Source organism: uncultured Actinobacillus sp. (assembly GCF_945915845.1).
Lineage (GTDB): Bacteria > Pseudomonadota > Gammaproteobacteria > Enterobacterales > Pasteurellaceae > Exercitatus.
In genome coordinates this window covers 24716-51220 of the sequence record NZ_CAMEFX010000011.1, presented here as the reverse complement: position 1 = coordinate 51220, position 26505 = coordinate 24716, and the positions used below count along the sequence as shown (strand labels likewise).

Genomic DNA, 26505 nt, shown 5'->3' with positions numbered 1-26505 from the left:
GTCGTTGTGTGGGGCGTATTATAGGGATTTAAAAATCCTTTGCAAGTACTTTTTTGAAAATTTTTAAAAAAAGATCTTATTTGCCGATCTTTTAAACTATTTTGCTACTTTACATACAATTCTGGGCAGTTCTGCTATGCTTTCAAGGACAAAATCAGCTAATTCTTCCCCTTCTTGTGTGATAGTTTTACCTGTTTTCACTAAAACTTTTGACCGCACTTTTGCGGCAAAACCTGCTTGCAAATCTTCAATTTTGTCACCAACCATAAATGATCGTTCGGGATCAATATTTAATTCTTTTATCGCTTGTAACAGCATGCCCGCTTTGGGCTTGCGACAGTCACAGTCTTGTTTAAATTCCCCCTGACCCTCGGGATGATGTGGACAATAATAGATACCATCTAAATCCACACCGCGATCTGCTAAAGACCAATCCATCCATTCAGTCAAACTTAAAAATTGCTCTTCTGAAAAATAACCACGAGCAATTCCCGATTGATTCGTCACCAATACCAATAAATACCCCATATTTTTCAATTCTTGCAGTGCCTCAATACTTCCTTCTATAAATTGAAAATCATCAATTTGATGCACATACCCATGATCCACATTTAATGTGCCATCACGATCTAAAAAAATTGCTTTATTCACTTTATTTATCCTTTCAAAAACAAACTGTACTATTATCACTTTTCTGCTACTTATACGCAAATTGCTTCTATGAAATAACTAAGAGATCTAAAAATAGACGGAATAAAGGTTGACACTACCGCGCTGCTGTCTAAAATACGACAGAATTATAACTATATATAAAGAAAGGGCTTATATGATTAAGCTAACGAATATTAGCAAAATTTTTGATGTTTCAGGACAAAAACTAACCGCACTTGATAACGTCACTCTACACGTACCACAAGGACAAATTTGTGGTGTTATTGGTGCCTCTGGTGCAGGCAAAAGCACACTTATTCGTTGTGTGAATTTACTCGAAAAACCGACCATTGGTAGCGTTTTTGTTGACAACGAAGAACTAACCGAATTAGAGGATTCGCGCCTTTTATTAGCTCGTCGCAAAATCGGTATGATTTTCCAACATTTCAACCTACTTAGTTCGCGTACCGTATTTGGCAATATAGCTTTACCTTTAGAATTAGAACATTTGCCTAAAGAACAAATCCAAAAACGTGTAACTGAATTATTGGCTCTCGTAGGCTTATCAGATAAAAAAGATGCTTATCCAGCCAACTTATCTGGTGGACAAAAGCAACGTGTCGCCATAGCTCGTGCCTTAGCGACAGAACCTAAGGTCTTACTTTGTGATGAGGCGACCAGCGCACTTGATCCTGCTACTACGCAGTCTATCTTAAAATTATTAAAAGAAATTAACCGCACTTTAGGCATTACTATCTTGCTTATTACACATGAAATGGAAGTCGTAAAACGCATTTGCGATCAAGTGGCAGTGATAGATAAAGGTCGCTTAGTGGAACAGGGGACAGTCAGTGAAATCTTTTCTAATCCCAAAACTGAATTAGCACAAGAATTCATTAGCTCAACTTTCCATTATCAATTACCGGATGAATATCTTGAATTACTTTCAGATACGCCACGTTCAGAACATTCTCGTCCTGTGATTCGTTTTGAGTTTACAGGAAGAACAGTCGATGCGCCTGTATTATCTCAAGCCTCACGTAAATTTGATGTCAGTTTAAGTATTCTCATGTCACAAATTGACTACGCTGGCGGAACAAAATTCGGTTTCACCATTGCAGAAATGGAAGGCAATGAAGATGCTATTACACAAGCAAAAGTCTATTTAATGGAAAATAACGTCCGCGTGGAGGTATTAGGTTATGTGGGATAATTTAATAACAGAATTTAATCGCCAACTTACACCACAAGTATGGGAATTACTCGGTTCAAGCACAATTGAAACTATTTATATGACGCTTGCTGCAACGATTTTTGCTATCCTGTTCGGGTCACCATTAGGGATATTAACTTTCTTAACGCGGCAAGGTGAAGTTCTTGAAAACCCGAAATTAAACCGACTATTAGAATTACTCATTAATATTGGTCGTTCTGTACCCTTTATTATTTTATTACTTGTGTTAATGCCCATAACACGTATTTTAACAGGTAGCACCTTAGGAACCACCGCGTCTATTATCCCATTGGGGATGGCTGCGATGCCTTTCTTTGCACGCTTAACTGCTAACGCACTCGGCGATATCCCAAGCGGATTAACAGAAACAGCAAAAGCCATGGGAACAACCGTTTGGCAATTAGTGACCAAATTCTATTTGCCTGAAGCAATGCCAATGTTAATCAAAGCGGCTACCCTAACCTTTGTCACATTAATTGGTTACTCTGCAATGGCTGGGGCCGTTGGCGGTGGCGGTTTGGGCAATACGGCAATTTCTTATGGCTTACACCGTAATATGCCTTTTGTTCTTTGGATTGCAACGATTATCATCGTATTAATCGTTATGATCTGTGAACGATACGGCAACAAATTGGCTGATCATTTTGATCGCCGTTAATTTCAATCATCTCATATAGGAAGTTTCTATGAACTTAAAAAAACTCTTAACTGTCACCGCACTTGCTTCTGTTTTTGCATTAACCGCTTGTAAAGAAGACAAAAAAGCTGAAACCGCTGCACCACAAGCGGCGCAAACCATTACCGTTGGCGTAATGTCTGGACCTGAACACCAAGTCGCTGAAATTGCAGCCAAAGTAGCAAAAGAAAAATATAACTTAGATGTTAAATTCGTAGAATTTAACGACTATGCCTTACCAAACACAGCGGTAAGCAAAGGCGACCTTGATATTAATGCAATGCAGCATAAACCATATTTAGATTCAGACAGCAAAGCCAATAATCTCACTAACTTAGTGATTGTAGGCAACACCTTTGTTTACCCACTAGCTGGTTATTCAAAAACTATCAAAAAATTAGATGAATTAAAAAATGGTGCCAAAGTTGCCGTGCCTAACGATCCGTCTAACCAAGGTCGCGCATTAATCTTGCTAGAGAAACAAGGCTTAATCAAATTAAAAGACAACACAAACTTAAATGCAACACCGCTGGATATCGTTGAAAATCCAAAAAATCTCCAAATTACACCTGTAGATACCGCTGTTGCAGCACGCGCTTTAGATGATGTGGATTTAGCTGTTGTTAACAATACTTACGCAGGCCAAGTTGGCTTAAATGCTGCTGAACACGGCGTATTCGTAGAAGACAAAGACAGCCCATATGTCAACATTATCGTGGCTCGCCAAGATAACAAAGACAGCGAAGCCGTGAAAAACTTTGTGAAAGCATACCAAACTGAAGAAGTGTATCAAGAAGCAGTAAAACACTTTAAAGATGGTGTGGTGAAAGGTTGGTAAAATAAGCGATTCCCAAATAGTTAGATAATAACCAACTCATTAAACTGGTGTAATAGCTCAATTTGCTCTATTACACCTTTATTTTATCCTATGCTCACTATTCAAAAAATCCAAATAAAACCGTTCAAGGCTCTGTCCTTCTGACAAAATCCCTTGCACCGAACCTTGATAAATCAGTCTGCCTTCATTCAATAACACCAATTTATCGCACAACTGCTCAATTTCCTGCAAATAATGGGAGGTATAAATCACCGTGACACCTTGCTTGGTTAAATCCGCGACCGAATCCAAAATAAACTGGCGAGATTGTGGGTCAATGCCCACAGTAATCTCATCAAGAAAAATCACTTTCGGGCGATTAATCAGCCCAATCGCAAAATTCAAACGGCGTTTCAAACCGCCCGATAAATGTTTAGCAAGTTTGGATTGATGTGCCGTTAGCCCTGTTTTTTCCAGCAATGCCACCAACCATTTTTTATCACTGACATCATAAAGTGCGGCGAAAAATTTTAGATTTTCCCACACCGTCAAAAGCGGATAAAACGCAAAATCTTGCGGCACAAGAGAAATTTGATGCCGTTGAGCCTTAGTCAGTTTCTCAAACGGCACACCATCAAACAAAATCTGCCCCGATTGCACCGCTTGTAACCCCGTTAGCAAGGACATCAAAGTCGTTTTCCCAGCCCCGTTCGGGCCAAGCAAACCAACCGCCGAGCCTTGTTCAATATGCAGATTAATGTTTTGCAAGGCAGGGATTGAGGCGTTGGGGTAGTGGTGGTTTAATTGATAGATAGTTAGCATTTATAAATCCTTTAATGCTCGTAATTTATCCATCCATTCTTTAAAATGTGGACATTCTCGCTCAATAACTTCTAAAGTAATTTCTTGAGCAAGTAACGGACCATGCCTGGTTTTACGATATTTAGGGACTAATAAACTTTCTAACCGCTTAGATGGTGCTGTTTCAAAACTATTATTAATATACTCAGGGTTTTCATATTGCCCACGCACTTTCTCTAATTCAGAAACACAATTTATCCAATCAGGCTCTACATCAGAAAATTTGGAAACATCAGAGAATACTAGAGCCTCAAATTCATGTGGCTGAATATGTGGAATAAAACGCTCAGGACGACAACCTATTTCTTGAGTTAATTGAGCATGCAATGATGTTTCTAAATGGGCTATTTTATTATAAATACCATTTTTCGTTTTAAGTTGATCAAATCCAGGAAAAGAACTATCTAATTGGTAATAATCCAAAAAAGTTGTGACATACGTATTATTTTGTTGTGCTAATAAATTTTTTGCGTTTCTTACCAATCTTTGATGAGAAATTGCACCGCCTTTTCCTGAGCTGGAAGTAGACATAAGTTTTGGCGTTAAATATATTTCCGAATATGAGAGTGATGGAGCAACAACATTTTTAATAAAACTTTCTTCTGTTTGCCCTTCAGCAAGTACATAAACAATTACCATTATGGACGTCCTCCAAAGACATTATTTTTCCATAATTCTCCTAATGTATATTCCTCTAACCAATTTGATAAATTGTCACTATCCAAACGCTCAAAAATAGATTCATCATTTTTTTGATTCACCACAATAACATCTTCTGGTTCTAATTCATTAACTAATTCAACAGATTGAGTAGAAACTATAATTTGTTTTTTTTCCGATACTTGCTTAAGAATATCCGCTAACACCGTTATTGCATAAGGGTGTAAACCTAATTCAGGCTCATCAATAAGAACTGTATCAGGTAATAGGTGTATTGGTTGCAATAATAGAGTACTTAAACAAATAAAACGCAAACTACCATCAGATAACATATGAGCTTTTAATGGTGTATCTGATTTTCCTTTTTGAACCCATTCCAGTTCAATATTTTCAACATTCTTGCGATGAACAAAATCATCAAAGAATGGCAAGACTAAACGGATAGTCGCAACAATTCTATTGTATTCTTTTTCATAAGAATCTTTTAACATTCGTAAGTATGCTGCTAAATTGGCTGCATCAGATTTCAAATTTAAATTATCATTTATAGAGTGAATTTGTTTTACTTTTGCAGAATCACTCGTGTCATGAAAATGATATACTTTCCAGTTGCGGATACCATCACGGACATATTCAGAAATAGCGGTTCTATCATCTTTCAATTTAGCCTCTGCATGACCATGTCCTAGAATAGTTTTCTTATTAGCAACATATTGCCCATGGAAAATAGTTTCTTCTAGTTCAAAAATCATTCTATTATCATTTGTTGGTACTAAATGGAATAAATACCCATTAACACCAAACTCCACATGAATTTTGATATTATCAGTTTCTTTTCTACCAAACCTTAATAAAGAATCAGGACCACCTTGTTTCTGAACATATAACTGTAATCGTTGCTCATAGATCTCATTTAATAATCGAAATAAATTAATAAAATTACTTTTACCTGCACCATTAGCACCAATAAGAACATTAAGATTATTGAGTTCAAAATTCTTTAACTCTCGGATAGACTTAAATCCCTCAACACTGAGCGAACTTACTTTTGACATACAATTTCCCCAATAATTATGAATTTACTTTCATTATTGTATCAATCAAACTAGATTTTTCCACAACCTCTCTTCCCTCTCCGCAATCCCTCGCAAAAACTCTGCTATTTCCCGATACCCTTCTGTATTCGGCTTACGACACTGTTTTACACAAAGGCTGGCGAATTGTCGCCATTGGTCGCCGATTTCGGTCATTTGCTCTGATGCCTGTTTAAACTTCGGTTCTTGGCAAATATTGGCGGCTTGTTCAAGGAAATAGGCATAAAGGTAGCGGAAACCTGCACCACCTGTACCGATTTCTTCTTGCATACGCACAATATGCCCGAGATACAAGCGGTTATATTTTTCGCCTTTTTTGCCAGTTGCCAGCTTTTCAATGCTGTTCGCCACAGTATGAATGCCTTTTACCCCCACAAAAAACAGTGGTGCAAGCATCTGTTTTGCCTGCTTGCGAATGGCTTTACGGATTAACTTCGGCAAATCAATCTGCGACATATCGGGTTGATTGTCGAAATAGTACATCAACCCTTTTGCCGCCAATGCCCCTTTGGCAAACCTTGCCCGTTGCAAATCGTCCGCCTTGCAACGTTGCACCGTTTCAAAAACAGGGTCGCTAATCAAATAGTCGTTGCCTTCTTTGCCATACACCAACAAATTATGTGCATTAAAATGAAACCGCATTTCAGGCGGAAAATAGGGCAACCAAAACACCGAAGTTTGCAAGCCTACCAATTTATTTTGTGCCAACGCCTCATCAAGTGCCGTCTGCCCCTGTTCAGCCGAGCGAAACTTCTGCATTTTTAACCGCACTTTAAGCGATTTAGCCAAAGATTGAATAATCGAACGCGGTGGCATACGATAAGAAATCAAAGGCATTCCGCTCACTTTAATCAGCGGAATATAAACAAAGGTCAAAGCTGACGACAGCCCGAAAACCATCGCTTCGTTAAAATCAACACCCTGCGATTTCAACAAGGTAGACATCACGCCACTTTCACAATGGGCGGTGTGTTGGTGTTGGAAGTTGTTGTTCATTGGCAAAATTTTTATAAAAAATGACCGCTTGTAAAATTGTTCCAGTTGTCAATTTTAAGTTTACAACTGGAACAGCATAACAATTATTTTTGACAATTGGATATTATATCAACTTACATAGGTAATAAGCGGGGTCTTCTCCAAGCTCCCAAACTAATTCTAAATAAGTTTTCCTGATTTTTTCTAATATGTTGAGTTTCAAAGACAGGGTTAAGATCATCTGCTCCACATAAAAGATTGCCATCAGGATCGCGAGTAACAGCAAATTTCCAATCTCCTTCTGGCAAATAGAAAATACCTTTTTCAGATGTATCAAATCTAGCTAATATAGTTTGTCGATACATTACAGCAAAATAGCAACCAGAGCCTAAAGCACCAGAGTCTCGAATAATTTGAACTTTGGCATAATCAGGATTTGGTTCTGTAAATGCAAGCATTCGTTCTTTCGGAACAGGTGTTGCACGCTCTGATGATACAGGACTTGTTGTACATCCAACAGCTCCTAAAGCAGCTAAAGCTATAATCAATAGTTTTTTCATATTAATCCTCCTCAGTAATAAAAAACTCAAATTAAATCTTTTATGTCCACCCCAAACACCCCCGCATATTTCTCCAACTTCTTCTCCGACAATTTTGCCCAAACTTCGGGCTTGCAATGCCGTCTGATTTGCCATTGCCAAAATCCTGTGGCTTGGGCGAGGGATTGTTCATCGAAACGGTATTTGTACATCAAATAATAAAGTGGGGATTTTTCGCCGTTTTTGACCGCTTGTAAGGCTTGTTCGGTTTGTTGCTTGAGTTCTTCTACGGCTTGTTGCGTAGCAAATTCTTCATCGTCCCAACCCGATGTGGTGCCGCTTTCGTAGTTCCCGTTACGGGTGGCGTAGATGACTTTTTTCTGTCCACGAAAGATTTTGCTGTTGTCTTGGGGAATATCGTTGATGTCCATAATACATTCTTGTAGGGGTGGGTCCTGTGCCCACCCGTAAACCTATTGATATTCGGGCAGGCACAGGACCTGCCCCTACGGTTATGGTTTTACAACCTCTAACAACATAAAACAAGACGAGAACCGTCCGCTTTCGGGAATGTAGCACAAGACTTTTTGCCCCGATTTAAGATCAAACGTACGGCTAAATTCGTCCAAAATAATGTAAATCGATGCCGAGCCAGTGTTGCCTTTGCTGGTTAGGTTGGTGAACCATTTTTCCTGCGGAATATCGAAATTGATATTGCGTAAACCTTCCGATAGCTTATCACGGAAGAAACCCGAAGAATAATGGGGCAATAAATAGTCAATCTCGTCCGCTTGCAAATGATGTTTTTCAATCAATCGAGCTAAGGCTTTTTCCACCGTGTATTTGACGATATTTTCGTTAAGCAATTTCACATCTTGCTTGATTGCCATAAAACTTTTGGCGTCTCGTTCCGCCTGCGAAACCGATTTCCAACTGATAAATTTGCCCTCTTGCACTTCGCCACCTGCGTACATACAAACAGGCATTTCATTGGCATAGGAAATCAGCTCAATCCAGTGAATTTGAAAGCTGATACCGTCTGCATTAGGTTGATGGGAAAGCTGCACGGCCCCTGCCCCATCGGACAACATCCAACGCAAGAAATCTTTTTCAAAACCGATTTCAGGCTTGGCATTATCAAGCTGTTTCTGTGCTACTTCGCTTTTGAAATTTTCGCTACGCATAATGGCTGAGGCACATTCCGATGCCACGGCGACTGCACTTTGATGTTCGCCCGTGCGTACCGCATTGTAAGCGTGTTTCATTGCCGCCATTCCAGCCACGCACACGCCCGACATCGACATCACTTCCATTGGTAGTGCATTGTCGAGCAAGCCGTGCACCATCACCCCTTGCCCCGGCATAATTTGGTCAGGATAAGAGGTGCCAACCGCAAGGCTGGTAAATTCGTTGGCAGAAATGCCCAAATTTTTCACCGCTTGCACGGCAAGTTCCGTGCTACTGTGTGTGGCTTGACGAGTGGTAGGGTCAATGGCGTAATAACGTTGCTCAATGGCATTTGAACGCAAAATCATTTTACGCACACGAGAAGGCACATCGCCCACCATTCCCAATATCGTTTCCATTTGGTCGTTGGAAACAGGGGCGTTAGGTAAGAAAGCGGAAATTTTATTGATATAGACGTTTTGCATTTTTTATTATTTCGTTGTTGTTCATTGATATTCGGGCGAGCACTGGACTTGCCCCTACATATTATTCCCCACTCGGCTCGGCAAAATACCTTTTTTGCTCATCTAGTTTTTTCTGTAACACAGGCTTTAACGCCCATTTTATCAGAGCTGAAATCGGTACAACCGTTAAAATCATTGCAATTAAAAAAGCGATATAGACACAGAGCATGACTTTTCTAAATTGTGGTGAAATCTGACCGCACTTGATAAGCAATTTGCCCCAAATATAAAAACTTCGGCTACCTACTTTTTCGCTCATCATCAGCTTTTCATCAATCTTTACCGCATTCATATTGCGGAAAATGCTTGTATCAAGCGGTCGGTTTTCGCTAAAAATTTGCAACAGTTTTTCACCAAATCGGCTGGCATCTTGAATTTCACTTTCTGCAATGCCTGCACTAGGCAAGTTGCCGACTTTTTTCTTGCCTGTTAGCATCCAAAGCGGTGTGGTGATAAAACTCGCCCAGTCGTTTGACTGATCAACCTTAACCACGTTGCCAATCAGCTTTGCACCACAATCCGCCAGCAATTTTTTCATTTTCTCTTGGGCTTGTAGCCACATATTGCGACAGCCGATAAGGGTAATCACGGGCGTATCTTTTAAAATCTGTTTGGCTTGTTCACTTTGCAAAAAAGCAGTAATCGGCTGTGATGGTGATAAGAACCAAACGGTGTAGGCAATAATCACCAAGTCGTATTTTCCCCTGTTTAATTCGGGTTGCTTAATCGGGGCTGGTTGTAAATGCACGCTTTCAGGAAAAGCGTTAAAAAACGGCAAAAACCGCCACGGAAATTCATAGGCGGTTTGCGGTTGAAGTTGGCAATGTTCGACCATAATGTCCGATTGCGTCTTCAATGGCGCAACAAAACTTTCGGCAAGTCGAGTGAGCTGCCCAGTTTGAGAATAGGAAACAATCAAAATATGTTTTGTCATTATTGCCCAGTCCAACGCTTAAAAATCAACGAGGTATTCACACCGCCAAAGGCGAAATTGTTGTTCATCACATAATCCGTTTGGATTTCTCGCCCATCGCCTTGGATATAATCGACTTTACCACAACGTTCATCAACATTTTCAAGGTTAATTGTCGGGGCAAACCAACCATCACGCATCATTTCAATGCTGAACCAACTTTCTAGCGCACCACAAGCACCGAGAGTGTGTCCGAGATAGCTTTTTTGTGAACTGAGCGGAACATAACCAAAAACGGCTTCTGTGGCTTGGGTTTCGGCAATATCGCCTTTTTCCGTTGCGGTGCCGTGTCCGTTTACATAGCCGATTTGGGTTGGTGAAATACCTGCATCTTTTAAAGCCAATTCCATACAGCGTTGCATTGTGCTTGCTTGCGGTTGGGTAACGTGACTGCCATCACTGTTCGCCCCATAACCCACCACTTCAGCAATAATATTCGCACCACGAGCAAGGGCGTGTTCTAACTCTTCTAACACAAACATTCCGGCCCCTTCACCAATCACCAAACCATCACGGTTTTGATCGTAAGGACGTGGAGTTTTATGCGGATTATCATTGTTACGGCTTGCCGCATAAAGGCTGTCAAACACATAGACTTCAGATGGACAAAATTCCTCGCCACCACCAGCCAACATCATTGGAATCATTCCGTATTTAATCGCTTCATAGGCATATCCGATACCTTGTGAGCCTGATGAACAAGCACTAGATGTCGGGATAATTCGCCCTTGTAAGCCAAAGAAAATGCCCACATTAGCTGCGGTGGTATGCGGCATTGCACGCACATAGGTTGAAGCGTTGAACGTGTCGGATTTGCCTGTCATCAACAGCTCCGCCATATCACGCACATCAGCGGTCGAACCGGTGCTAGAACCACTCGCCACGCCCATTTTGCCCTCTTTGACAAGCGGCGATAATTCGCCATCAACTAGCAAACCCGCATTCGTCAAAGCCTGTTCTGCGGCATCCACACAAAGCTGAGAAACTCGTCCCATACTGCGTAACTGCTTACGGCTCCAATGGCTTGGCGGTGCATAATTGGGTAATGGCGCACCAAGTTGAGCCTCTAACTCTGGGTATTTATCTTGCCAGCCCATATTTTTCACGGCATTTTGTTTACGTTGGAAGGCAGCTTTTACTTCCGCCCATTCACGCCCAAAAGCAGTAATTGCGCCAATGCCTGTGATGACTACTCGTTTTGTTTGCATAGTTTATCTCGTTTCTTTCGGTCGGGCACAGGACCCGTCCCTACAATTTATATTCGTGTGTTCTAACACAATCCACCATTTACGCCAATCACTTGACGTGTGATGTAATTCGCTTTTTCATCCATCAGAAAATCTACGGCGTGTGCAACATCTTCAGGGTTGCCCATTCGCTCCATTGGAATAGCTTTTAAGATCTGATCAAGCGGTAGATTTTCGTCTAAAATTTCCGTATCAATCAAACCTGGTGCCACGCAGTTTACGGTAATTTTACGTTTAGCCAGCTCTACGGCTAATGCTTTCGCTGCACCGATTAAGCCTGCTTTTGACGCACTGTAATTCACTTGTCCACGATTGCCGATGATGCCTGAAACAGAGGTAATACAGACAATTCGCCCTGCTTTACGGCGGCGGATCATTGGCATCATAATCGGGTGTAATACGTTATAAAAACCGTCTAAATTGGTGCGAAGTACGCTATCCCAATCGTCATCGGTTAAGGCTGGGAAAGCATTATCACGGGTTAAACCTGCGTTTAATACTATGCCGTAATAAGCACCATTTGCTTCTACGTCCGCTTCAAGAATGCTTTTCACTTGTTCACGGTGGCTTACGTCAAATTGCAATACTCTTGCATTTTGCCCTAGATTTCTTACCGCTTGTGCGACTTCTTCTGCTTCTTCAATCCGGCTGCGGCAATGCACCACAATATCAAAGCCTGATTGTGCAAGTTTCAATGCAATGGCTTTACCGATACCACGGCTAGAGCCTGTAATAAGAACCGTTTTACTGTCTGACATTTCTATTTCCGTAGGGGTGGGTCCTGTGCCCACCCGTCAAATATCGTTTCTATTCGGGCAGGCACAGGACCCACCCCTACAATAAATACTTAAATTTTATGCAACTATCACATAATATTGATTTTTTAGCAGTGCGTTTACACGCTCCTACCATTATTTTTGGATTTTGCCATCTTTCGGGCTAAAAACATTCAATGCCCCTTCAAGCAATACTTTTTGAGACTGTTTATCAATGAGTTGGCAATCAAACACACCAAATCCAGTGGCATCTTGAATCGACATTTTTACCCGAATTTCAAGCGCTGTGCCTACCGCAATATCTGGTTGATGAATATAGAGTTTACGAGTGCCAAGTAAATAACCTAAACGGATTGGCTCATTGCGCTGCTTTGCCATAATGCCAGCCCAAGCCGCAATGCCTTGTGCCATAATTTCGACACCTGAATAAGTCGCCAATTTGCCATTTTGTAGCAAAATATGTTGCTGTCCAATACTTGCTTCGGCAACTAAAAAGTCTTCGCCAAAATCCGTAATACGATCAAGCAGTGCCATTTCACTACTTTGTGGGATAAAGGGCGAAGCAGGTTCAATGGGTAAAGTCACAGAGAATGCCATTATGCCGCTTCTCCGATAACCAAAACTGCATTGTTACCGCCAAAGGCAAAAGAGCTGCTTGCGCCAATACGCTGACCTTCAGGCCAACAGCTATTTTTATTGGTAATCGCAATTGGTGGCAAGGTTTCATCACGTACCCCATCCCATAATTGAGGTGGTAAAATACCTTCAGGGTTGTAAGTACGGTGCGTAATAATCCATAAAATAGCCGCCTCCAATGCACCGGCTGCTCCAAGCGTGTGTCCTGTATAGGCTTTTGTTGTTGTGCAAGCGGTCGCATTTCCAAACACTTTTGCCACGGCAAGGCTTTCCATTTGATCATTATGCACCGTACCTGTGCCGTGCAAGTTGATCCAGCCAATTTGGGCTGCTGAAAGTGCGGTAGATTTTAACGCTGTTTCAAATGCGGCAATCGCCCCCAAACCTTCAGGGTGGGGTGAGGACATATGATAAGCATCGGAACTTGCACCATAACCAAAAAGTTGCAAATCCCCCTCTGCCATTGGTTCTTTGGTCATCACAAAGACAGCCGCAGCTTCGCCAATATTGATACCGTTACGATTTGCTGAAAGGGGATTGGTGCGCGCTTGCGAAAGCACAGAAAGAGAATTGAAACCACAAATAGTTAAAGGCGATAGAGTATCCACTCCGCCACAGATCACGGCATCCGCTAATCCGGCTTTCAAAATACGAGCGGCGGACATCAACGCTCTTGCGCCTGAGGTACAAGCTGTTGAAATACCATAGCTCACATTATTCACACCATATTGATAAGCGACAAAATCTGCCGGTGCAGAAAAATATTGTTGTTGCTGATGAAACGGCTTTCCCGACCAATCATTATGTTCTGCTGCATATTTAAACACAGGAATATTTTCGTCCACACCCGTGGTTGAAGTCCCCATAACTACCGCAACACGAGCCGCACCAAAACGTGAAATCGCCTGTTCAATTTGAGGCTCAATTTGCGCCAAAGCGTGCCATAAAAGTTGATTATTACGGCTACGATGTTCTTCAGGTAAATCCGCCGGAAACGGGCGTAATTCTGACCGCACTTCACCAAGCATTCGAGCCTCGCCTGCAATACCGTGAGCAGAAAAAGGAATATCTGTTAATGCTAACGGCGAGGCTTTCGCATTTAATAAAACATCAAGATGCGCTGAAATGCCCTCTCCAATTGGACTAATCATTGCAGGTTGCGACAAAAATAAATGCATTTATTGCTCCAGTTCATCAATTTGCCATTGGGTTTTATCTGGCAAGGTTATCGTAAAGTGCGGTGGATTTTGGCTTATTTTCCAGTCATCAGTTAATTTAAATGGCGGATTTTTTGGATTTAACGCCACTGCCAACGCTGTAAAAAGTTGGCGAGCTTGGCCATTCGGCATCACAAATCCATCATTCGCCCAACCTTTTTTACTCAACACAACCCGAGCAATCGGCGCACCCAAAGGATCAGTTTGTACCCAACGCCATTGTTCTTTTTCAAATTGGATAGAGAGCAAACTTGCTTGCCCTGCTTGTTCCACCTTAAATAAACGGTTTGTCTGTGCTTGCTCAGGCAGCTGCTCAACTTTTGGTAAAGTCGTACAGGCGGTTAGAAAAAAAGCAAAAATAATTAAGCCGAATTTTAGCATTTTTAGTACCAGAAAACAAAAGAGATAACTAATGCTAGTTTACTCCATAACGATAAGTCAAAACCACCGCAATCGCTACACCAACCATAACACTCAGTCCAAAGCTAGCAACGGCCGGGGTTGAACTAAGCGCCAATAAGCCGAAAGAAATCATTGTGGTGAGTGCAGCGAGGCTAATTGCGGTGCGTTTGGCGGAAAGGGGTTCTTGCACGGAATACATATAAGCCGTGTAATCAATGCCAATAGCAGAAACGAGCAATAAACCAAACATAGCAAAAAGAGTAATCGGCAAACCAAACCAGCCAAATAACGCAATCGTGGTGATAATGGCAACAAGTGGAATGGCTAAAATTTTAGTGGTCTGTTTTAGCCCGAACAACCGCCATAGCAAAATGCCTGCGAGGGCAAAAGATAGCACTTTCAGCCACGCTGCTTGGTTGCGAGTTTGCTCAAAAGCAGCATTTAAATAAGCACGTTTATCTTGCCAGAAAATGCTCTGATTATCCGCTAACTGCTGCAAACTTGCGGTATTTTTTACCTGAGACACTTTAGTAATCGCAGCCACATCGCCATTGTGTATTTTGCCAAGATACAAACTTCGCCAGCCTTTACCCAGCAACGTTTGCGTTGCGGTAGCTAATGAAATCGGTGTTATTTTCGCTTGTAACGCCTGTGTAATCTGCTCTATTGGCACGCCAATTTCTGCCAATACGGCATAATCTTGTGGCGTAATCCTTTGCAACTGTTTCATCAAGGATTGCTGCTCAGCTTCCGACATTATCCATTGGCTCAAGGCTTGATGAGGCTGTGAAAGAGCGGTCAATTTTTCTGATAAATTTTCTGTTTTAGCCAACAACTCATCATCATTCTTAGCTGTAACTAAAAAATACTGACTACCTAAATCAATGCCCGTAAGTTCGCCGATTTGTTGTGCTTCACGGAGCATTTCTTTTGGCATTGCAACCCATTGACGAATATCATCTTTCCATTGCGAACGATAAATCCCCACCGCAATAAACACCAACAAAGGCAATAGCCACCAACGTGAAATTTTCATCTCAACCAAGCGGTCAAATTTGCGCTTTTCTTTGCTTATCGCTGAACGTAAATTTGCGCCTTTAAATAGTAAGGGTAAAAATAACATTGTGCATAAAATTGCTGACACCAGCGCAACAGCAGAGAAAAGTGCGGTCTGTTTAAGAATGGGTAAATCTGTAAACCAAAGTAATCCATAGCCCAATAAGGTAATGCCTAACGTCAATAAAAAAGTAGATTGATGCGCTGTCATTGCCTTTTCTGCCTGCCAATTTGGGTTAGCCAAGGACGAAGCCAGCCAATGCAACGGAAAATCAATTAACACCCCAACTAAACTTGTGCCAATCACTAAGGTTAGAATATGAATTTGCCCAAGTAACGCCACCGTCACGGTTACACCGCACAACATTCCCAGCGCAATCGGCAAAAATAGCCACAAAACCCGAAGGCGACGAAATACCGATAACAACAAAGCTAAAGTCAAAATAATGCCTAATACACTCATTAGCGTGCTTTCGCTTTCCGCCTGTGTTTTCGCAACTGCGGCAAACAGTGCTGCACCCGTGCTTAAAAAATGCGTTTTAGTCTCTGCTGCCAACGATTTACTCTCCGCCATTAAAGCTAAAAGCCCTTGCTGAGCATTCATCATATCCCCTTGTTTCAACTGCCCATTCAACAATACCCAAGTTACGCCATCTTGCTCCGTATAAACAAAACCACTTTCAGCATTCCAATGCATTTTGCTTAATTGCTGAGATTGAGGCAAAGTAAAACGCCCCAAGCCGAGCCAGTCTTGCTCTAGCGAAAGCAAATTTGCCTGCAAAAAAGGATTAGCGATTTGTTCTGCATAATGCTGAAAATAACCTTTCGGGTTTTCTAAGAGTTGTGAGCGAATATTTTTAGGTAAGGTCGCCCATTTTAATTGCTGGATTTCGGCAGAAAGTGCGGTCAAATCGGGCTGAATTTTGCTATTTATTTGCGAAAAAAGACCACTTGTTTGCCAGCGAGAGGCTATTTTTTCTGCGCTGTCAAAGGCAATTTGTGGGTTTTCATTGCCAATTAAGGCAACCACTTGCTGATTAAGCTGATTTTCAAGTTGGCGATCGGCTTCAATTTGCACCGCACGCCAACGGGTTTCTTGGGGCAAAAGCGCACGTAAATCCGTTTCCAGCCATTGCCCTTGCTTAACAAAAAAGCCAAATAAAAGGGCTATGCCCACCAACAAAACCGCATAGCCAAGACGAAAGAGGTTGCTCATTAGTTTTCCAATGCCTGTTGCACAAATTCTGCCAATGCCTGATCGGTTTTCAACCCTGAAAATTGAATTTGGGTACGGTCGCCTTGGGTTTCCGATAATTCAATTTCCTGCACAAGCGCATTACCTTTCAGCTGAATTTGCGTAAAAATTTGCTTCATCAGCAGAGTTTTAGGCGTTAAAGTCAATTGCCATTGCGTTTTCACACCCGATACGGCAATGTCAAACTGCTCCGAAAGTGCGGAAATATCGCCACTCAACAATCCTAAAAAAAGTCTAATTTGATCTGATTGCCCGAATTTTTGGCTACTTACCCACGTTGAACCATTCCATTGTTGAATACCTGAAGGGGTAACTTTGAGCTGGGTCGCAAAAGGTTTCTCCATTTGCCACAATAACCCTTTGCTTTTTACCAATGCAAATTGACCGCTTGTCGTAATCGGCTTCGCCAAAGATTTTAAGTAGCGAAGCTGAGTAAAATGACCTTGCACGTTTTGCGGCTGCTGAAGCTGGTTCATTAATTCCTGTTGGGAAAAGGCGAAGGTTTGGGTTGAGAATAAAGTTAAAAATAAAAAGAGGATTTTTTTCATTATTCGTAGGGTGCGTGTAAACGCACCATTCTCCAAGTAATTTAAAACAAAATGGTGCGTTTACACGCACCCTACATTATAAAGGCTTAAAACTTAAATGCGCTTCCACTGCTTTGCGTAAACTTTCGGGGAGCATAAATTGGGTTTCACGGCTTTTGACTTCTACTGCCATTTGTGTGGTAGAACCTTGTGTCAGTTTCTCGCCGGTGGCTAAATCTGTAATGCTGTAATCAAAACGCAAGCAAGTCTCATATTCCACCAACTTTAAGTGCACCCGAATTTTTTGGCGAAACAGAGCAGGTTTGACGTATTTTAAATTCAGTTGCACAATCGGGTAAGCAAAACCTGACTGCTTCATTACATCATAAGTATAAGCAATCTCTTCTAAAAATGCACAACGTGCCAATTCTAAATATTTCACATAATGCCCATGCCACATAATATTCATTGAGTCCACATCAAAAAATGGGATTTCATAATCGGAAAAATGTTCGCAATAGACGTGTTTTTTCATTTTCATCATAAAAAAAGCGGTAAACTCAGTTACCGCTTATTCTACAAAATTTATTTCACAATGTCGCCTTTTAACGCGACACCACTCATTAAGTTGCCGGCATGGCATTCATATTGGGTGGCACTTTTGAATTCATTTTTCTTATAGTAACTCACAATGTTACCCACTTTTTTCGCGCCCATTGAAACCGCTCGCTCTTGGAATTGTTTCACAGCAGATAAAAACGCCCATTGGCAAGAAGCCTGATCGCTCTTATTCGCTGCGTTGGTTTTCTTATTGCTCACCAAGCCGGCTTTCACTGTTTTACCCGGTGCAGGTTTCGCAAAATAAAGTTTTACGGTTGGATCAAGCACTTCTTTCGCTTCAGGCGAATTTAACGCTTCTTGAATAGAAAAATGATGGGTGGTATCACGTGGTGCACAAGCTGAAATCACGATTGCCGCAGCAGTAATGCCTAAGATTTTAGATAATTTCATAGGGAATTTCCTTATTTGTTAAGAATTACATTTTAGGGCTTGACAATACCATTTTTTTTTTACAATTAGCAAGTTTATTTTGAGAAAACAGGAGTTCCCGATGAAGAAATTTTTAATTGCATTAATGGCTGTTGTTTTTGTGGCAGGCTGTTCAAACAGTGGCGATAGACAACAAAAACGCATTGCAAAACGTGAAGCTCGCTTAGCACAAGAAGCGGCATTTACATTAGGCGTAGATCCAAGTGCGGTGAGTATTTCTAATGTTTCAGGTAATGCTTACGGCTATCGTTGGCAAGCCACTACAGGTGGTCGCTCTTACAACTGTTCTATGATGGGCGGCAACTTTTTCAGTATGGGAATGTCTCTTGGCAGTGCACAATGCCACGCTATTGCAGGCGGAGCTTCAGCAACCAAATCTAAAAAATCAAAAAGAAAATAACATTAGCTTTATGCCCCTCTCAAAAACGGCGACCCTAATCGCCGTTTTTTTGTTGCCAAAAATCATAAAAATTGAACCATTGATATGGGTTTTCAGCACATTCTCTGGCGAGCAGATCGGCGTAATCTTGCATTGCTTGTTGGATATTTTGTTGGCGTTGTGTGCCTCGTCCGTTGATGCCGTCAGAAAAATGGCGGAGTTTGAAGCGGTATCTGCCTTGTTCTTTCACGCAAAAAATGGTGTTGATTTTGGTTTTGAGCAAACTTGCCAAAAACCACGCTCCTTCGGGAAATTCTGCAGATTTTCCTAAAAAATTGACCGCTTGTGTTTTATCGCCACGCACAGGTATGCGATCGGCAGCAATGGCAATCCATTCACCTCGTTCAATACATTCACTCAATTCCAGCATTTTCGCCACATCAAGTTGTTCCACTTGAATAATCGGCATCGCCGCAGCACCGGCTTGCTCTAAGGCTTGGTTAAAGGCTTCGGCGTGTTTGCTATGCACTAAAGCGTTCAATTTGAAATTCGGGTGATGACCACTGTTTGACAACGCACGACAAATTTCAATATTGCCAAAATGCGAGCAAACTAAAATCTGCCCCCGTCCGCCGCCATCAATGGCACCATAAACATCATCGGGGTCATCGTGAATTAAATCATCATAATGAATTTGTTGTTGCCACACGGCAAAGCGATCCGTGATGGCTTCGCCGAAGGCAAGAAATTGGCGGAAAATAGCGCCTTTTTTTAACCGCACTTGAGGGAAAGTTGCCTGCAAATTGCGTTGATATTCGGCAATATAACCGCGAACTTTCCGAGATGTGAGATAAAAATAGCCGACTACCCAAAAGGTAACAAAACGAATTAACCACAAAGGGCAATATTTTACCAGCCAACGGGTGAGCGTCAGAAAAAACAGCGTGCCACGCTCCTGTTGCGCCGCCCAATGTTTGTTTTCGCCTTGCTTGCTCATCGCATTTTCCCTGTTAATAAACGCCCAAGCATCGTAAAAAATAGCCGAGCGTGCATTTTGCTAATCAGCCAATTATCTGCCCAACCTCGAAAATGCGATACGCCGTTTGGTTCATAACGCACCGGGGTTTCTACCCAGATCATCGGGATTTTTCGCCAATGGCAATGCACTAAAAGTTCAATGTCGAAATCCATTCGATCGCCCAAGTTTTCACGTTGCAAAATCGGCACAACGCTCTTTAGCGGATACAAGCGAAAGCCACACATTCCATCATCAATATCCAGCGAAAGCGTGTTAATCGCAATCCAAAAGTTGGTAATTTTGCGCCCATAAAGACGTGATTTGGGTGCATCATCGCTGTAAATTGGCTTACCACAAATAAGCGCGGTCGGATTTTGACGAGATTTTGCCAACATCGTCTCAATGTCGGCAAGGTTGTGCTGCCCATCGGCATCCACCTGTACGGCGTGGCTAAATCCTTGCTCTAAGGCAAGTTGCAATCCTGTTTTTACCGCCGCACCTTTACCGCCGTTTTCGGCTCGATAATGCAAAATCACATTCGCTTTCTGCTCAAGGTAACGTAATCTTTGTTGTTGCGCCGGTGTTGAACCATCGTCCACCACCAACACAGGCAACCCCAACGCCAGCAAGTCTTCAACCACCTTGCCAACCGTTTCAGCGTGATTGTAATGAGGAATTAAAGCGATAGGATTGTAGTTCATTATTGACTCACTTTTCGATATTTTGTGGGTGGACACAGGATCCGCCCCTACGGAACATTATTGCGTAAAAATAACCAAACCGCTTGCACAAGGTTCGTTGTTGCTTTTGAGTTGAAATTTAACTCGTTTTTTAGCTTCATCCCAAGTTAAAGTCAGTTCCACTTCATCATTCGGGCGCAAAAATTGCTGATATTTCAAATTATCAATACGTTCAATTTCAATACTCCGACCTAATAATTCTGGTATTTTGGCGATTGCCCATTGTAATTCTACTACCCCCGGAACCAGCGGGAAATTGGTAAAATGTCCTTTAAAATAGATCAAATCTAACGGCACAATGCCTTTAAAAACCAGTGTATTTTTGACCGCACTATCTGTTGAGCTTTGTAAATGCCACTGCGGTTCACAAATGTCGTTGTGGAATACTGCCTCAAAATCGCTACGTAAAATTTTTGATTGCGCATTACGTGGTAAAGCGGTGGCTAAACGCCAATAACGAGGGTGAGCAAAAGCTTCGTGTAAAGGCAGTAAATATTTTTTCAACGCCTCAATTAAGGCTTTCCGCCCATTTTCACGCAAAAATTCAATCCCCGCGTCATTTAATGCCAACCACGCTGCCACACGCTGTTTTTTAGAATGGAGAGCCACGTAAGCATCCGCCACCCAATGATGACGTTGCAAATCCTGCTCTATTGCCACCAGCGAAATACGCTTATCACCCAATTTGACAATGCGGTCGATACGCCCGAGCAACTCAAAACCATCATCAAACAATTCCACCGCATCGGCAGTTTGCTCTCGTCCATTGGTACGGCTTGATTGCACCCAAAGTGCTCCCTGTTCATTGACACCAAGCTCAATATCTAATAATGGTCGCCAATGTTCTGTCGGTTGGCGAAAAGCAATGCAACCTGTTTCTGTGCTGCCATAACCTTCCAACACAGGGGCATTAGCTACCTCTTGCAACGCTAAGCCAAGACGCTGATCAAGTGCGCCCCCCGAAGAAATAATCCCGGCTAATTGACAATTTGGTAGTTGCGGATCGGCCAACTGCAAGCGACTTAATAACGCAGGACTGGTAATCCAAAGGCTTGGCTTAACTTGTAAACTTTCCGCCACCAAATAATCCGGATAGGTTTGTTGTATACGCCCAATCGTCCAATGTCGTCCGAGACTACGATGCCAAAGGGGAATTAACACACGATAAGTCAGCCCATAAAAATGCTGCACACTCACCGTACCGGCAACATGTAATTTCGCCATTTGAAGGGGTAAAAATTTGCCCACCTCCATTGCTTCACGCCATAATTGTTCGGCGGTTTTAATCAAGATTTTGGCGTTACCACTGCTCCCCGAGGTTTTCATCCAAACTTGGGATTGCCCTTGATATTGGCTAATCAGCTCTGCAAGCGGTTGAATTTGGGTAATTTTTTGCACTAAACCGTAAGTTGCAAAATGGTCATCATCTAGCAATAAATCCGCATTTTCTGCAATCCATTGGCGGTTTTCTTCCAATAAATTCGGGGGCAACAAGACGTTTACCCCTGCTCGGAAACAAGCGAGTAAAACACAAGCAAATTGCGCCGCATCTTCAAACCACAGCCCAACAGCACGGACTTGTTCTTGTTCAAATTGTTGCGTAATTTGCTGCACTCGCTGTGCAAATTCTTCCGCCGACCACGCTGGCGACAAAGCAATCAGATTTTCTTTCATTTTCATCATTTATGTTTAGGGCGCACAAGCCATTCCCCCGCCATTACCACGCCGATAATGACATAGGCAATCACGCCGGTATAAAGTGCCCAAAGATCAATTTCATTCAACCAAACCAACGTGCTTGAAATCACAATATTCAAAATAAATACGCCGCACCAAAGTTGCGTAACTTTGCGTGTATAAGCAACGGCTTCGGGCGGCAAATTAGGATCTTGCAAACGGGCTAAACGCTCTACAGCACTTTGCTTTGCCCAAAGGGAACTGCCAAATAACGCCAACAACATTCCGTTAATTAACACAGGATACCAATACATCACGTTAAATGCCGTGCGAGAAATACCGCTGAGAAGCAAAAGTGCGGTCATAAAAATAGCAAAATAGCGGTGAAATCTCACCGCTTGCCAAGCTTTCAACGCCCATAACAACGCCAACCCAAAAGGAAATACGCCCAGCCATTGCCAATGCCAATCCAGCAAAATGCCGACTGGATAAGCAACCGAAAGCAGCGTAAGCAGAGCGTTAATCAAGGCTTTCATAGATGATCTCGCTGTGCGCTACGGCAAATTTGTTCAAAATCCGCTTTACTGATTTTCGATTGCGGATTACGCGGTAAGCTGTGGCTAAATCGCCAAAAACGAGGTAATGCAATGCGATCTTGGCTTAAGGCTAAATGTTGTTTGAGCTTGCCGACTAAATTCTTGCGGTCTTCTTGATAATGGATTTTACCTAAATCAGACAACGCAACCCACGCCACTAACCGCCCAAAATCGGGGTGTTTGCCAATGTAACAATCGGCGACACAATCGTGTTGCAGCAAGGCGTGTTCAATACTGACCAGCGAAATACGTTTATCGCCCAACTTCAAAATACGATCCGCTCGCCCGTGCATTTCAAAACGGTTGCCGCTTAGCGTAACCATATCTTCGGTCTGCTCTCGCCCTTTAAACCAAGGGGCTTCAATCCAAAGTGCACCACGCTCGTCTGTCCCGATCTGTGCTTGCGGCATTGCCGTCCATTCTTTTTCGCCACGGCGCATTGCGATGGCACCGGCTTCGGTTGTGCCGTAAAAATCCGTTACCGGCAATTGAAGTGCGGTAAAAATTTGCTGAGAAATGTCCGGTGCAAGCATTCCACCTGCGGAAACAATGCCTTGTAAATTCGGGAATTGTAACCGCTGCCAATCAATACTCGCCAACATTGTCGGGCTGCTGATCAACACCGCTTTTTGTGCCCGCTTACAGGCTTGTTCCACATATTCAGGATAAAATTGCTGCTTACGTTCAACTTGCCAGCCTAACACCAACGGCATCATCACTTGGCAAATTAAACCGTAGAGATGTTGAATACTCACCGTGCAAATCGCCGTTGTCTCGTTGCCTTGCTCAAAACCAAAGGCGTTGGCACACACCTGTGCATTCAGCCAAAGTTGCCCTGAAGTTTGTGTGATCGTTTTCGGCGTGCCTGTGCTGCCGGAAGTTTTCAGTAAAAATTCCACATTCGGATCAAAGGCAAAGAGCGGTGGATTTTGAACGACTTTTTGCAATGTTTGCGTTTGGGCGAACCGGTCAAATTGCTTAGCGGAAACACCTTCAAGTGCCGTATCCGCCAGCCAAATATCCGCCAGGGAATTTGCCCAGTTAATGCTTTCTTGAGTGGCGTTGGGAAGAAAAAGAGTACGAACTTGAGCGTGCCAGCAGGCAAGCAAAGTGCAAGCCAATTTAGCACTGTCTTCAAACCAAAGCGCAACGGTATGAATGCGTTGCGCTTTTAGCTCTTCGGCAATTTGCCAAACTCGCTGTTCGAAATCAGCGTAAGTCCACGCTGGAGATTGGGCGATAAAGGTCTGCATCGGTTATTTCTGGCTAATTTTCATTACCGCTTGTACCACATCAGCAACGGTACGCACATTACGGAAATCTTCTGCTTGAAGTTTATGCCCTGTTTCACGCTTGATATGATCGATTAAATCAATGGCATCAATGCTGTCAATTTCCAAATCTTCGTACAGATTGGTTTCCGGCGTAATCGTTGCCGGATCTACTTCAAACAATGTCTCCAACGCATTTACCAATAATGTTTGAATTTCTTGTTCAGTCATCATCAATCCTTACGCTTTTTGCGAACGAATGAAAGCGGCAAGGGTTGCCACGCTTTCAAAGTGATCACGAATGCTTTGTTTTTCGCTATCTAACTGCAAACCAAAGGTTTTTTGTACGGCTAAACCAAGCTCAAGGGCATCTACGGAGTCTAAGCCTAAACCGTCATCACCAAACAATGCCGCATCGGTATCGATGTCTTCGACACTCATATCTTCAAGACCAAGACTGTCAATAATCAATTGTTTTAATTGTTGTTCTAATTCCATTGTGTATCCTTAATTTGATGATTGAGGTTGATTAAATAATTCTTCTAATTGCTTTTTCAAACGGCGTGAGGCTATCGGCAACGGTTTTTCCGCCAATAACGCTTGCGGATCAATATCTTCACAAACGGTTAATTCATAACGGATTTTTTGGCTTGGGATTTTATACCAAGGTTGCCCTTTTTTCAGGCTCGGCGGTGTCATTTTGATTATCACCGGCGTAATCACTTCCGCACTACGCAAGCCAATAGAAAGTGCACCACGATGCAAATTTACCACGCCGTCCCAGCCTGTTCTTGTTCCTTCCGGGAAGAGCAACAACGCCTCTTTTTGCAACGCTGCGTGGCATTTTTCCAACACTTCTTCACTTTCCGTATTGGGAATAAAGCCACAAGCAATAATCGAACTCGACATTGCCGGATTGTTCAATAAATCTTGCTTACAAATGCAATTCATACTTGGCTCACGGCTGAACATCAGCACAACATCAAGTAATGAAGGGTGGTTGGCAACAATAAGCTGACCTTTGCGCCCCAAGCGTTCAAAACCGTGATATTTCACTTCAATTGCACCCACAAACACGAGGTAACGTACAAAAAGCCGCCAAATCTGCCCGATAAGCCGTCTTGCCTGCATTTGTTGAGAACTGTCGCCCTGCTTTGCTCGCTTAACATAAGGGAACAAAATGACCTTATAAATTATTCCCAACACGCCAAACAGCATAAAGCCGGACATCGTGCCAAGCAATCGGCGTAAATAATCTAATTTTTCTGCCATTGCCAAATACCCCCGGCACTACTTGCGGTTTGCCATTGCGTTTCGCCTGTGTGCTGATGTTGTACCCAAGTTAAAGCGTTATCCTGCGGTAAAAGAGCGGTCAAATTTTCAGGATTTTTTGCAGATAAACTCAAATGATACTGCTCGCCTTTTTCCACCACCATTGCCAACGCATAAGCGAAAGGTTGGCGTTTAACCGGCTCAACATTATAGTTTGCCAACAACGGACTTTCCGCCACCACCACCAACACCTTGTCATAACCATCATTAAGCAATAAATAGGCTTCAAATAAAGCTGCTTCTAAATTATCTTGACGAGCGGTAATCGCAATAGTCTCCGTAGTAACTTGGCGGAATTCTGACCACTGCCCCACCAACGCATTATGCACTGACAAACTAAAGGAGGTTGGCGACACATCGCCTTCTGTCAAAAGCTGATGCCACAAGCCAAAACTGCGGTTAATCTCGCTATTGTTTGAAGCATAAACAACCGGCACATTACTTTCGCTTTCAGGTAGCAATTCCCACGCTGCTTCAAAAAACAAACGTGCAGGCTCACTTAAACGGCGGCGTTTCATCGCCGGTAAAAAGGCTAATTTGGGTGCAAAATCTGCCCAATTTGCACTATTCTCCGCCCAATACTGCTCACCTGCCTTCCAATCATCAACAGAAAGCGTCTTATTAGTGACCACATTCCAAGCGGAAATATTTAAAGAAAATTCACAAGCGTTCATTATAAATTAGTAATTCTTAAATAGCTCTGCCACAATACGATCAGTTTGGCCTTGAACACCTTGAGATTTAGATGCAGCTTGTTCATCTTGCGAACGTTGTTTATAAACCACTTCGCCGATTTCATCATAACTAGAACCATCAAGTTTATGCACACGAACTGTTGCTCGTAATACCAAATCATTGCGTGCATTTATCGCATAAGTCAGCATATATGGACAAGTTTCCGGTACTTTTTCGATATGCACTTCGCCCGTAATACCTTTCGCTTTTAAACTGTTCACTAAACTCGGCACAAAAGTTGCCAAACGTGGCGTTTTTGCTTCTTTAATACAAATACGCGTAAGATCTGCCTGTTTTTCCACAGGATCATTGGTAGGAAAGTTATTTGTACAAGCGGCTAAACCTAATGCAGCAAAAGAAATTAGTGCAAAACGTTTCATCAGTCATCCTTTTGTTTATAAACATAATTGTTGGTAGTTT

At 42.4% G+C, this 26505-nt stretch carries 32 protein-coding genes; 4 read left to right on the top strand and 28 right to left on the bottom strand.

Features of this window, described 5'->3' with window-relative positions:
• Window positions 1–96 precede the first annotated feature (96 nt).
• Window positions 97–651, bottom strand: coding sequence for a D-glycero-beta-D-manno-heptose 1,7-bisphosphate 7-phosphatase (gene gmhB, locus Q0O89_RS04725; RefSeq protein ID WP_293730537.1), 555 nt, complete (start codon window positions 649–651; stop codon window positions 97–99).
• A 175-nt stretch (window positions 652–826) separates the two neighbouring features.
• Here gmhB and metN point away from each other — a divergent pair, with 175 nt between their 5' ends.
• From metN to Q0O89_RS04710, 3 genes are read left to right on the top strand one after another with little or no spacing between them, the layout of a single operon-like run.
• Window positions 827–1864, top strand: coding sequence for a methionine ABC transporter ATP-binding protein MetN (metN, locus tag Q0O89_RS04720; RefSeq protein ID WP_293730536.1), 1038 nt, complete (start codon window positions 827–829; stop codon window positions 1862–1864).
• Window positions 1854–2543 carry a methionine ABC transporter permease gene (locus Q0O89_RS04715; RefSeq protein WP_293730535.1) on the top strand — a complete coding sequence of 230 codons (690 nt, stop codon included), beginning with the start codon at window positions 1854–1856 and terminating at the stop codon, window positions 2541–2543. Before metN ends, Q0O89_RS04715 begins: the two co-directional genes overlap by 11 nt.
• Window positions 2544–2571: 28 nt before the next feature.
• Window positions 2572–3399, top strand: a complete 828-nt coding sequence (locus Q0O89_RS04710; RefSeq protein WP_293730534.1) for a MetQ/NlpA family lipoprotein — start codon at window positions 2572–2574, stop codon at window positions 3397–3399.
• Between the two features lie 78 nt (window positions 3400–3477).
• Here the strand turns inward: Q0O89_RS04710 and Q0O89_RS04705 are convergent, their stop codons facing one another.
• The 17 genes from Q0O89_RS04705 to Q0O89_RS04625 form a co-directional block, all read right to left on the bottom strand.
• Complete coding sequence (locus Q0O89_RS04705; protein WP_293730533.1) at window positions 3478–4200, bottom strand: ABC transporter ATP-binding protein; 723 nt, start codon at window positions 4198–4200, stop codon at window positions 3478–3480.
• Window positions 4201–4878 carry a DUF4276 family protein gene (locus tag Q0O89_RS04700; protein ID WP_293730532.1) on the bottom strand — a complete coding sequence of 226 codons (678 nt, stop codon included), beginning with the start codon at window positions 4876–4878 and terminating at the stop codon, window positions 4201–4203.
• Window positions 4878–5954 carry an AAA family ATPase gene (locus Q0O89_RS04695; protein WP_293730531.1) on the bottom strand — a complete coding sequence of 359 codons (1077 nt, stop codon included), beginning with the start codon at window positions 5952–5954 and terminating at the stop codon, window positions 4878–4880. Before Q0O89_RS04695 ends, Q0O89_RS04700 begins: the two co-directional genes overlap by 1 nt.
• A gap of 45 nt (window positions 5955–5999) precedes the next feature.
• Window positions 6000–6989: a BtrH N-terminal domain-containing protein gene (locus tag Q0O89_RS04690; RefSeq protein ID WP_293730530.1), complete on the bottom strand. Its 990-nt coding sequence runs from the start codon at window positions 6987–6989 to the stop codon at window positions 6000–6002.
• A gap of 113 nt (window positions 6990–7102) precedes the next feature.
• On the bottom strand, window positions 7103–7528 hold the full coding sequence (locus tag Q0O89_RS04685; protein ID WP_293730529.1) for a hypothetical protein: 426 nt from the start codon (window positions 7526–7528) through the stop codon (window positions 7103–7105).
• Window positions 7529–7554: 26 nt separating this feature from the next.
• Window positions 7555–7938: a hypothetical protein gene (locus Q0O89_RS04680; protein WP_293730528.1), complete on the bottom strand. Its 384-nt coding sequence runs from the start codon at window positions 7936–7938 to the stop codon at window positions 7555–7557.
• An 81-nt stretch (window positions 7939–8019) separates the two neighbouring features.
• A complete protein-coding gene (locus Q0O89_RS04675; RefSeq protein ID WP_293730527.1) occupies window positions 8020–9159 on the bottom strand; it encodes a beta-ketoacyl-ACP synthase III in 1140 nt (379 codons plus the stop codon).
• A 61-nt stretch (window positions 9160–9220) separates the two neighbouring features.
• Window positions 9221–10132, bottom strand: coding sequence for a dialkylrecorsinol condensing enzyme (locus Q0O89_RS04670; protein WP_293730526.1), 912 nt, complete (start codon window positions 10130–10132; stop codon window positions 9221–9223).
• Window positions 10132–11379, bottom strand: coding sequence for a beta-ketoacyl-ACP synthase (locus Q0O89_RS04665; protein WP_293730525.1), 1248 nt, complete (start codon window positions 11377–11379; stop codon window positions 10132–10134). Before Q0O89_RS04665 ends, Q0O89_RS04670 begins: the two co-directional genes overlap by 1 nt.
• 62 nt (window positions 11380–11441) lie before the next feature.
• Window positions 11442–12176 (bottom strand): 3-oxoacyl-ACP reductase FabG, encoded by a 735-nt coding sequence (fabG, locus tag Q0O89_RS04660; RefSeq protein WP_293730524.1) that lies wholly within the window; start codon window positions 12174–12176, stop codon window positions 11442–11444.
• A 153-nt stretch (window positions 12177–12329) separates the two neighbouring features.
• Window positions 12330–12791, bottom strand: a complete 462-nt coding sequence (locus Q0O89_RS04655) for a dehydratase (protein ID WP_293730523.1) — start codon at window positions 12789–12791, stop codon at window positions 12330–12332.
• On the bottom strand, window positions 12791–14008 hold the full coding sequence (locus Q0O89_RS04650; RefSeq protein WP_293730522.1) for a beta-ketoacyl-ACP synthase: 1218 nt from the start codon (window positions 14006–14008) through the stop codon (window positions 12791–12793). The genes Q0O89_RS04655 and Q0O89_RS04650 overlap by 1 nt, the downstream gene beginning before the upstream one ends.
• Entirely contained in the window at window positions 14009–14428 is a 420-nt protein-coding gene (locus Q0O89_RS04645; protein ID WP_293730521.1) for a hypothetical protein, read from the bottom strand.
• Window positions 14429–14462: 34 nt separating this feature from the next.
• Entirely contained in the window at window positions 14463–16721 is a 2259-nt protein-coding gene (locus Q0O89_RS04640) for a hypothetical protein (RefSeq protein ID WP_293730520.1), read from the bottom strand.
• Window positions 16721–17308, bottom strand: a complete 588-nt coding sequence (locus Q0O89_RS04635; protein ID WP_293730519.1) for an outer membrane lipoprotein carrier protein LolA — start codon at window positions 17306–17308, stop codon at window positions 16721–16723. Before Q0O89_RS04635 ends, Q0O89_RS04640 begins: the two co-directional genes overlap by 1 nt.
• 76 nt (window positions 17309–17384) lie before the next feature.
• Window positions 17385–17822 carry an acyl-CoA thioesterase gene (locus Q0O89_RS04630; protein ID WP_293730518.1) on the bottom strand — a complete coding sequence of 146 codons (438 nt, stop codon included), beginning with the start codon at window positions 17820–17822 and terminating at the stop codon, window positions 17385–17387.
• A gap of 50 nt (window positions 17823–17872) precedes the next feature.
• Window positions 17873–18298, bottom strand: coding sequence for an excinuclease ABC subunit A (locus tag Q0O89_RS04625; RefSeq protein WP_293730517.1), 426 nt, complete (start codon window positions 18296–18298; stop codon window positions 17873–17875).
• Between the two features lie 100 nt (window positions 18299–18398).
• On the opposite strand from Q0O89_RS04625, the gene Q0O89_RS04620 reads away from it, so the two are divergent.
• The gene (locus Q0O89_RS04620) at window positions 18399–18737 is read left to right on the top strand and encodes a hypothetical protein (protein ID WP_293730516.1); all 339 of its coding nucleotides are present in this window, start codon (window positions 18399–18401) and stop codon (window positions 18735–18737) included.
• Window positions 18738–18771: 34 nt separating this feature from the next.
• Here Q0O89_RS04620 and Q0O89_RS04615 read toward each other — a convergent pair whose 3' ends face one another.
• Genes Q0O89_RS04615 through Q0O89_RS04570 form a run of 10 tightly spaced genes read right to left on the bottom strand, consistent with a single transcriptional unit; the run spans window position 18772 to window position 26465 of the window.
• Window positions 18772–19713: a glycosyl transferase family 2 gene (locus Q0O89_RS04615; protein WP_293730515.1), complete on the bottom strand. Its 942-nt coding sequence runs from the start codon at window positions 19711–19713 to the stop codon at window positions 18772–18774.
• Window positions 19710–20435, bottom strand: a complete 726-nt coding sequence (locus tag Q0O89_RS04610; protein WP_293730514.1) for a glycosyltransferase family 2 protein — start codon at window positions 20433–20435, stop codon at window positions 19710–19712. Before Q0O89_RS04610 ends, Q0O89_RS04615 begins: the two co-directional genes overlap by 4 nt.
• Before the next feature lie 57 nt (window positions 20436–20492).
• Complete coding sequence (locus Q0O89_RS04605) at window positions 20493–22148, bottom strand: AMP-binding protein (protein WP_293730513.1); 1656 nt, start codon at window positions 22146–22148, stop codon at window positions 20493–20495.
• Between the two features lie 5 nt (window positions 22149–22153).
• A complete protein-coding gene (locus tag Q0O89_RS04600; RefSeq protein ID WP_293730512.1) occupies window positions 22154–22687 on the bottom strand; it encodes a hypothetical protein in 534 nt (177 codons plus the stop codon).
• A complete protein-coding gene (locus Q0O89_RS04595) occupies window positions 22684–24000 on the bottom strand; it encodes a class I adenylate-forming enzyme family protein (protein ID WP_293730511.1) in 1317 nt (438 codons plus the stop codon). The genes Q0O89_RS04600 and Q0O89_RS04595 overlap by 4 nt, the downstream gene beginning before the upstream one ends.
• A gap of 3 nt (window positions 24001–24003) precedes the next feature.
• The gene (locus tag Q0O89_RS04590; RefSeq protein WP_293730510.1) at window positions 24004–24249 is read right to left on the bottom strand and encodes an acyl carrier protein; all 246 of its coding nucleotides are present in this window, start codon (window positions 24247–24249) and stop codon (window positions 24004–24006) included.
• Between the two features lie 9 nt (window positions 24250–24258).
• Window positions 24259–24516 (bottom strand): phosphopantetheine-binding protein, encoded by a 258-nt coding sequence (locus Q0O89_RS04585; RefSeq protein WP_293730509.1) that lies wholly within the window; start codon window positions 24514–24516, stop codon window positions 24259–24261.
• A 9-nt stretch (window positions 24517–24525) separates the two neighbouring features.
• A complete protein-coding gene (locus Q0O89_RS04580; protein WP_293730508.1) occupies window positions 24526–25290 on the bottom strand; it encodes a lysophospholipid acyltransferase family protein in 765 nt (254 codons plus the stop codon).
• Window positions 25275–26024, bottom strand: a complete 750-nt coding sequence (locus tag Q0O89_RS04575) for a beta-ketoacyl synthase chain length factor (RefSeq protein WP_293730507.1) — start codon at window positions 26022–26024, stop codon at window positions 25275–25277. The genes Q0O89_RS04580 and Q0O89_RS04575 overlap by 16 nt, the downstream gene beginning before the upstream one ends.
• Window positions 26025–26030: 6 nt before the next feature.
• A complete protein-coding gene (locus tag Q0O89_RS04570) occupies window positions 26031–26465 on the bottom strand; it encodes a hypothetical protein (protein WP_293730506.1) in 435 nt (144 codons plus the stop codon).
• Window positions 26466–26505: the final 40 nt, after the last annotated feature.

Coding starts and splice junctions, on each gene's coding strand:
- metN (WP_293730536.1), top strand. CDS start 827: ATGATTAAGCTAACGAATATTAGCAAAATTTTTGATGTTTCAGGACAA.
- Q0O89_RS04715 (WP_293730535.1), top strand. CDS start 1,854: ATGTGGGATAATTTAATAACAGAATTTAATCGCCAACTTACACCACAA.
- Q0O89_RS04710 (WP_293730534.1), top strand. CDS start 2,572: ATGAACTTAAAAAAACTCTTAACTGTCACCGCACTTGCTTCTGTTTTT.
- Q0O89_RS04705 (WP_293730533.1), bottom strand. CDS start 4,200: ATGCTAACTATCTATCAATTAAACCACCACTACCCCAACGCCTCAATC.
- Q0O89_RS04700 (WP_293730532.1), bottom strand. CDS start 4,878: ATGGTAATTGTTTATGTACTTGCTGAAGGGCAAACAGAAGAAAGTTTT.
- Q0O89_RS04695 (WP_293730531.1), bottom strand. CDS start 5,954: ATGTCAAAAGTAAGTTCGCTCAGTGTTGAGGGATTTAAGTCTATCCGA.
- Q0O89_RS04690 (WP_293730530.1), bottom strand. CDS start 6,989: ATGAACAACAACTTCCAACACCAACACACCGCCCATTGTGAAAGTGGC.
- Q0O89_RS04685 (WP_293730529.1), bottom strand. CDS start 7,528: ATGAAAAAACTATTGATTATAGCTTTAGCTGCTTTAGGAGCTGTTGGA.
- Q0O89_RS04680 (WP_293730528.1), bottom strand. CDS start 7,938: ATGGACATCAACGATATTCCCCAAGACAACAGCAAAATCTTTCGTGGA.
- Q0O89_RS04675 (WP_293730527.1), bottom strand. CDS start 9,159: ATGCAAAACGTCTATATCAATAAAATTTCCGCTTTCTTACCTAACGCC.
- Q0O89_RS04670 (WP_293730526.1), bottom strand. CDS start 10,132: ATGACAAAACATATTTTGATTGTTTCCTATTCTCAAACTGGGCAGCTC.
- Q0O89_RS04665 (WP_293730525.1), bottom strand. CDS start 11,379: ATGCAAACAAAACGAGTAGTCATCACAGGCATTGGCGCAATTACTGCT.
- fabG (WP_293730524.1), bottom strand. CDS start 12,176: ATGTCAGACAGTAAAACGGTTCTTATTACAGGCTCTAGCCGTGGTATC.
- Q0O89_RS04655 (WP_293730523.1), bottom strand. CDS start 12,791: ATGGCATTCTCTGTGACTTTACCCATTGAACCTGCTTCGCCCTTTATC.
- Q0O89_RS04650 (WP_293730522.1), bottom strand. CDS start 14,008: ATGCATTTATTTTTGTCGCAACCTGCAATGATTAGTCCAATTGGAGAG.
- Q0O89_RS04645 (WP_293730521.1), bottom strand. CDS start 14,428: ATGCTAAAATTCGGCTTAATTATTTTTGCTTTTTTTCTAACCGCCTGT.
- Q0O89_RS04640 (WP_293730520.1), bottom strand. CDS start 16,721: ATGAGCAACCTCTTTCGTCTTGGCTATGCGGTTTTGTTGGTGGGCATA.
- Q0O89_RS04635 (WP_293730519.1), bottom strand. CDS start 17,308: ATGAAAAAAATCCTCTTTTTATTTTTAACTTTATTCTCAACCCAAACC.
- Q0O89_RS04630 (WP_293730518.1), bottom strand. CDS start 17,822: ATGAAAAAACACGTCTATTGCGAACATTTTTCCGATTATGAAATCCCA.
- Q0O89_RS04625 (WP_293730517.1), bottom strand. CDS start 18,298: ATGAAATTATCTAAAATCTTAGGCATTACTGCTGCGGCAATCGTGATT.
- Q0O89_RS04620 (WP_293730516.1), top strand. CDS start 18,399: ATGAAGAAATTTTTAATTGCATTAATGGCTGTTGTTTTTGTGGCAGGC.
- Q0O89_RS04615 (WP_293730515.1), bottom strand. CDS start 19,713: ATGAGCAAGCAAGGCGAAAACAAACATTGGGCGGCGCAACAGGAGCGT.
- Q0O89_RS04610 (WP_293730514.1), bottom strand. CDS start 20,435: ATGAACTACAATCCTATCGCTTTAATTCCTCATTACAATCACGCTGAA.
- Q0O89_RS04605 (WP_293730513.1), bottom strand. CDS start 22,148: ATGAAAGAAAATCTGATTGCTTTGTCGCCAGCGTGGTCGGCGGAAGAA.
- Q0O89_RS04600 (WP_293730512.1), bottom strand. CDS start 22,687: ATGAAAGCCTTGATTAACGCTCTGCTTACGCTGCTTTCGGTTGCTTAT.
- Q0O89_RS04595 (WP_293730511.1), bottom strand. CDS start 24,000: ATGCAGACCTTTATCGCCCAATCTCCAGCGTGGACTTACGCTGATTTC.
- Q0O89_RS04590 (WP_293730510.1), bottom strand. CDS start 24,249: ATGACTGAACAAGAAATTCAAACATTATTGGTAAATGCGTTGGAGACA.
- Q0O89_RS04585 (WP_293730509.1), bottom strand. CDS start 24,516: ATGGAATTAGAACAACAATTAAAACAATTGATTATTGACAGTCTTGGT.
- Q0O89_RS04580 (WP_293730508.1), bottom strand. CDS start 25,290: ATGGCAGAAAAATTAGATTATTTACGCCGATTGCTTGGCACGATGTCC.
- Q0O89_RS04575 (WP_293730507.1), bottom strand. CDS start 26,024: ATGAACGCTTGTGAATTTTCTTTAAATATTTCCGCTTGGAATGTGGTC.
- Q0O89_RS04570 (WP_293730506.1), bottom strand. CDS start 26,465: ATGAAACGTTTTGCACTAATTTCTTTTGCTGCATTAGGTTTAGCCGCT.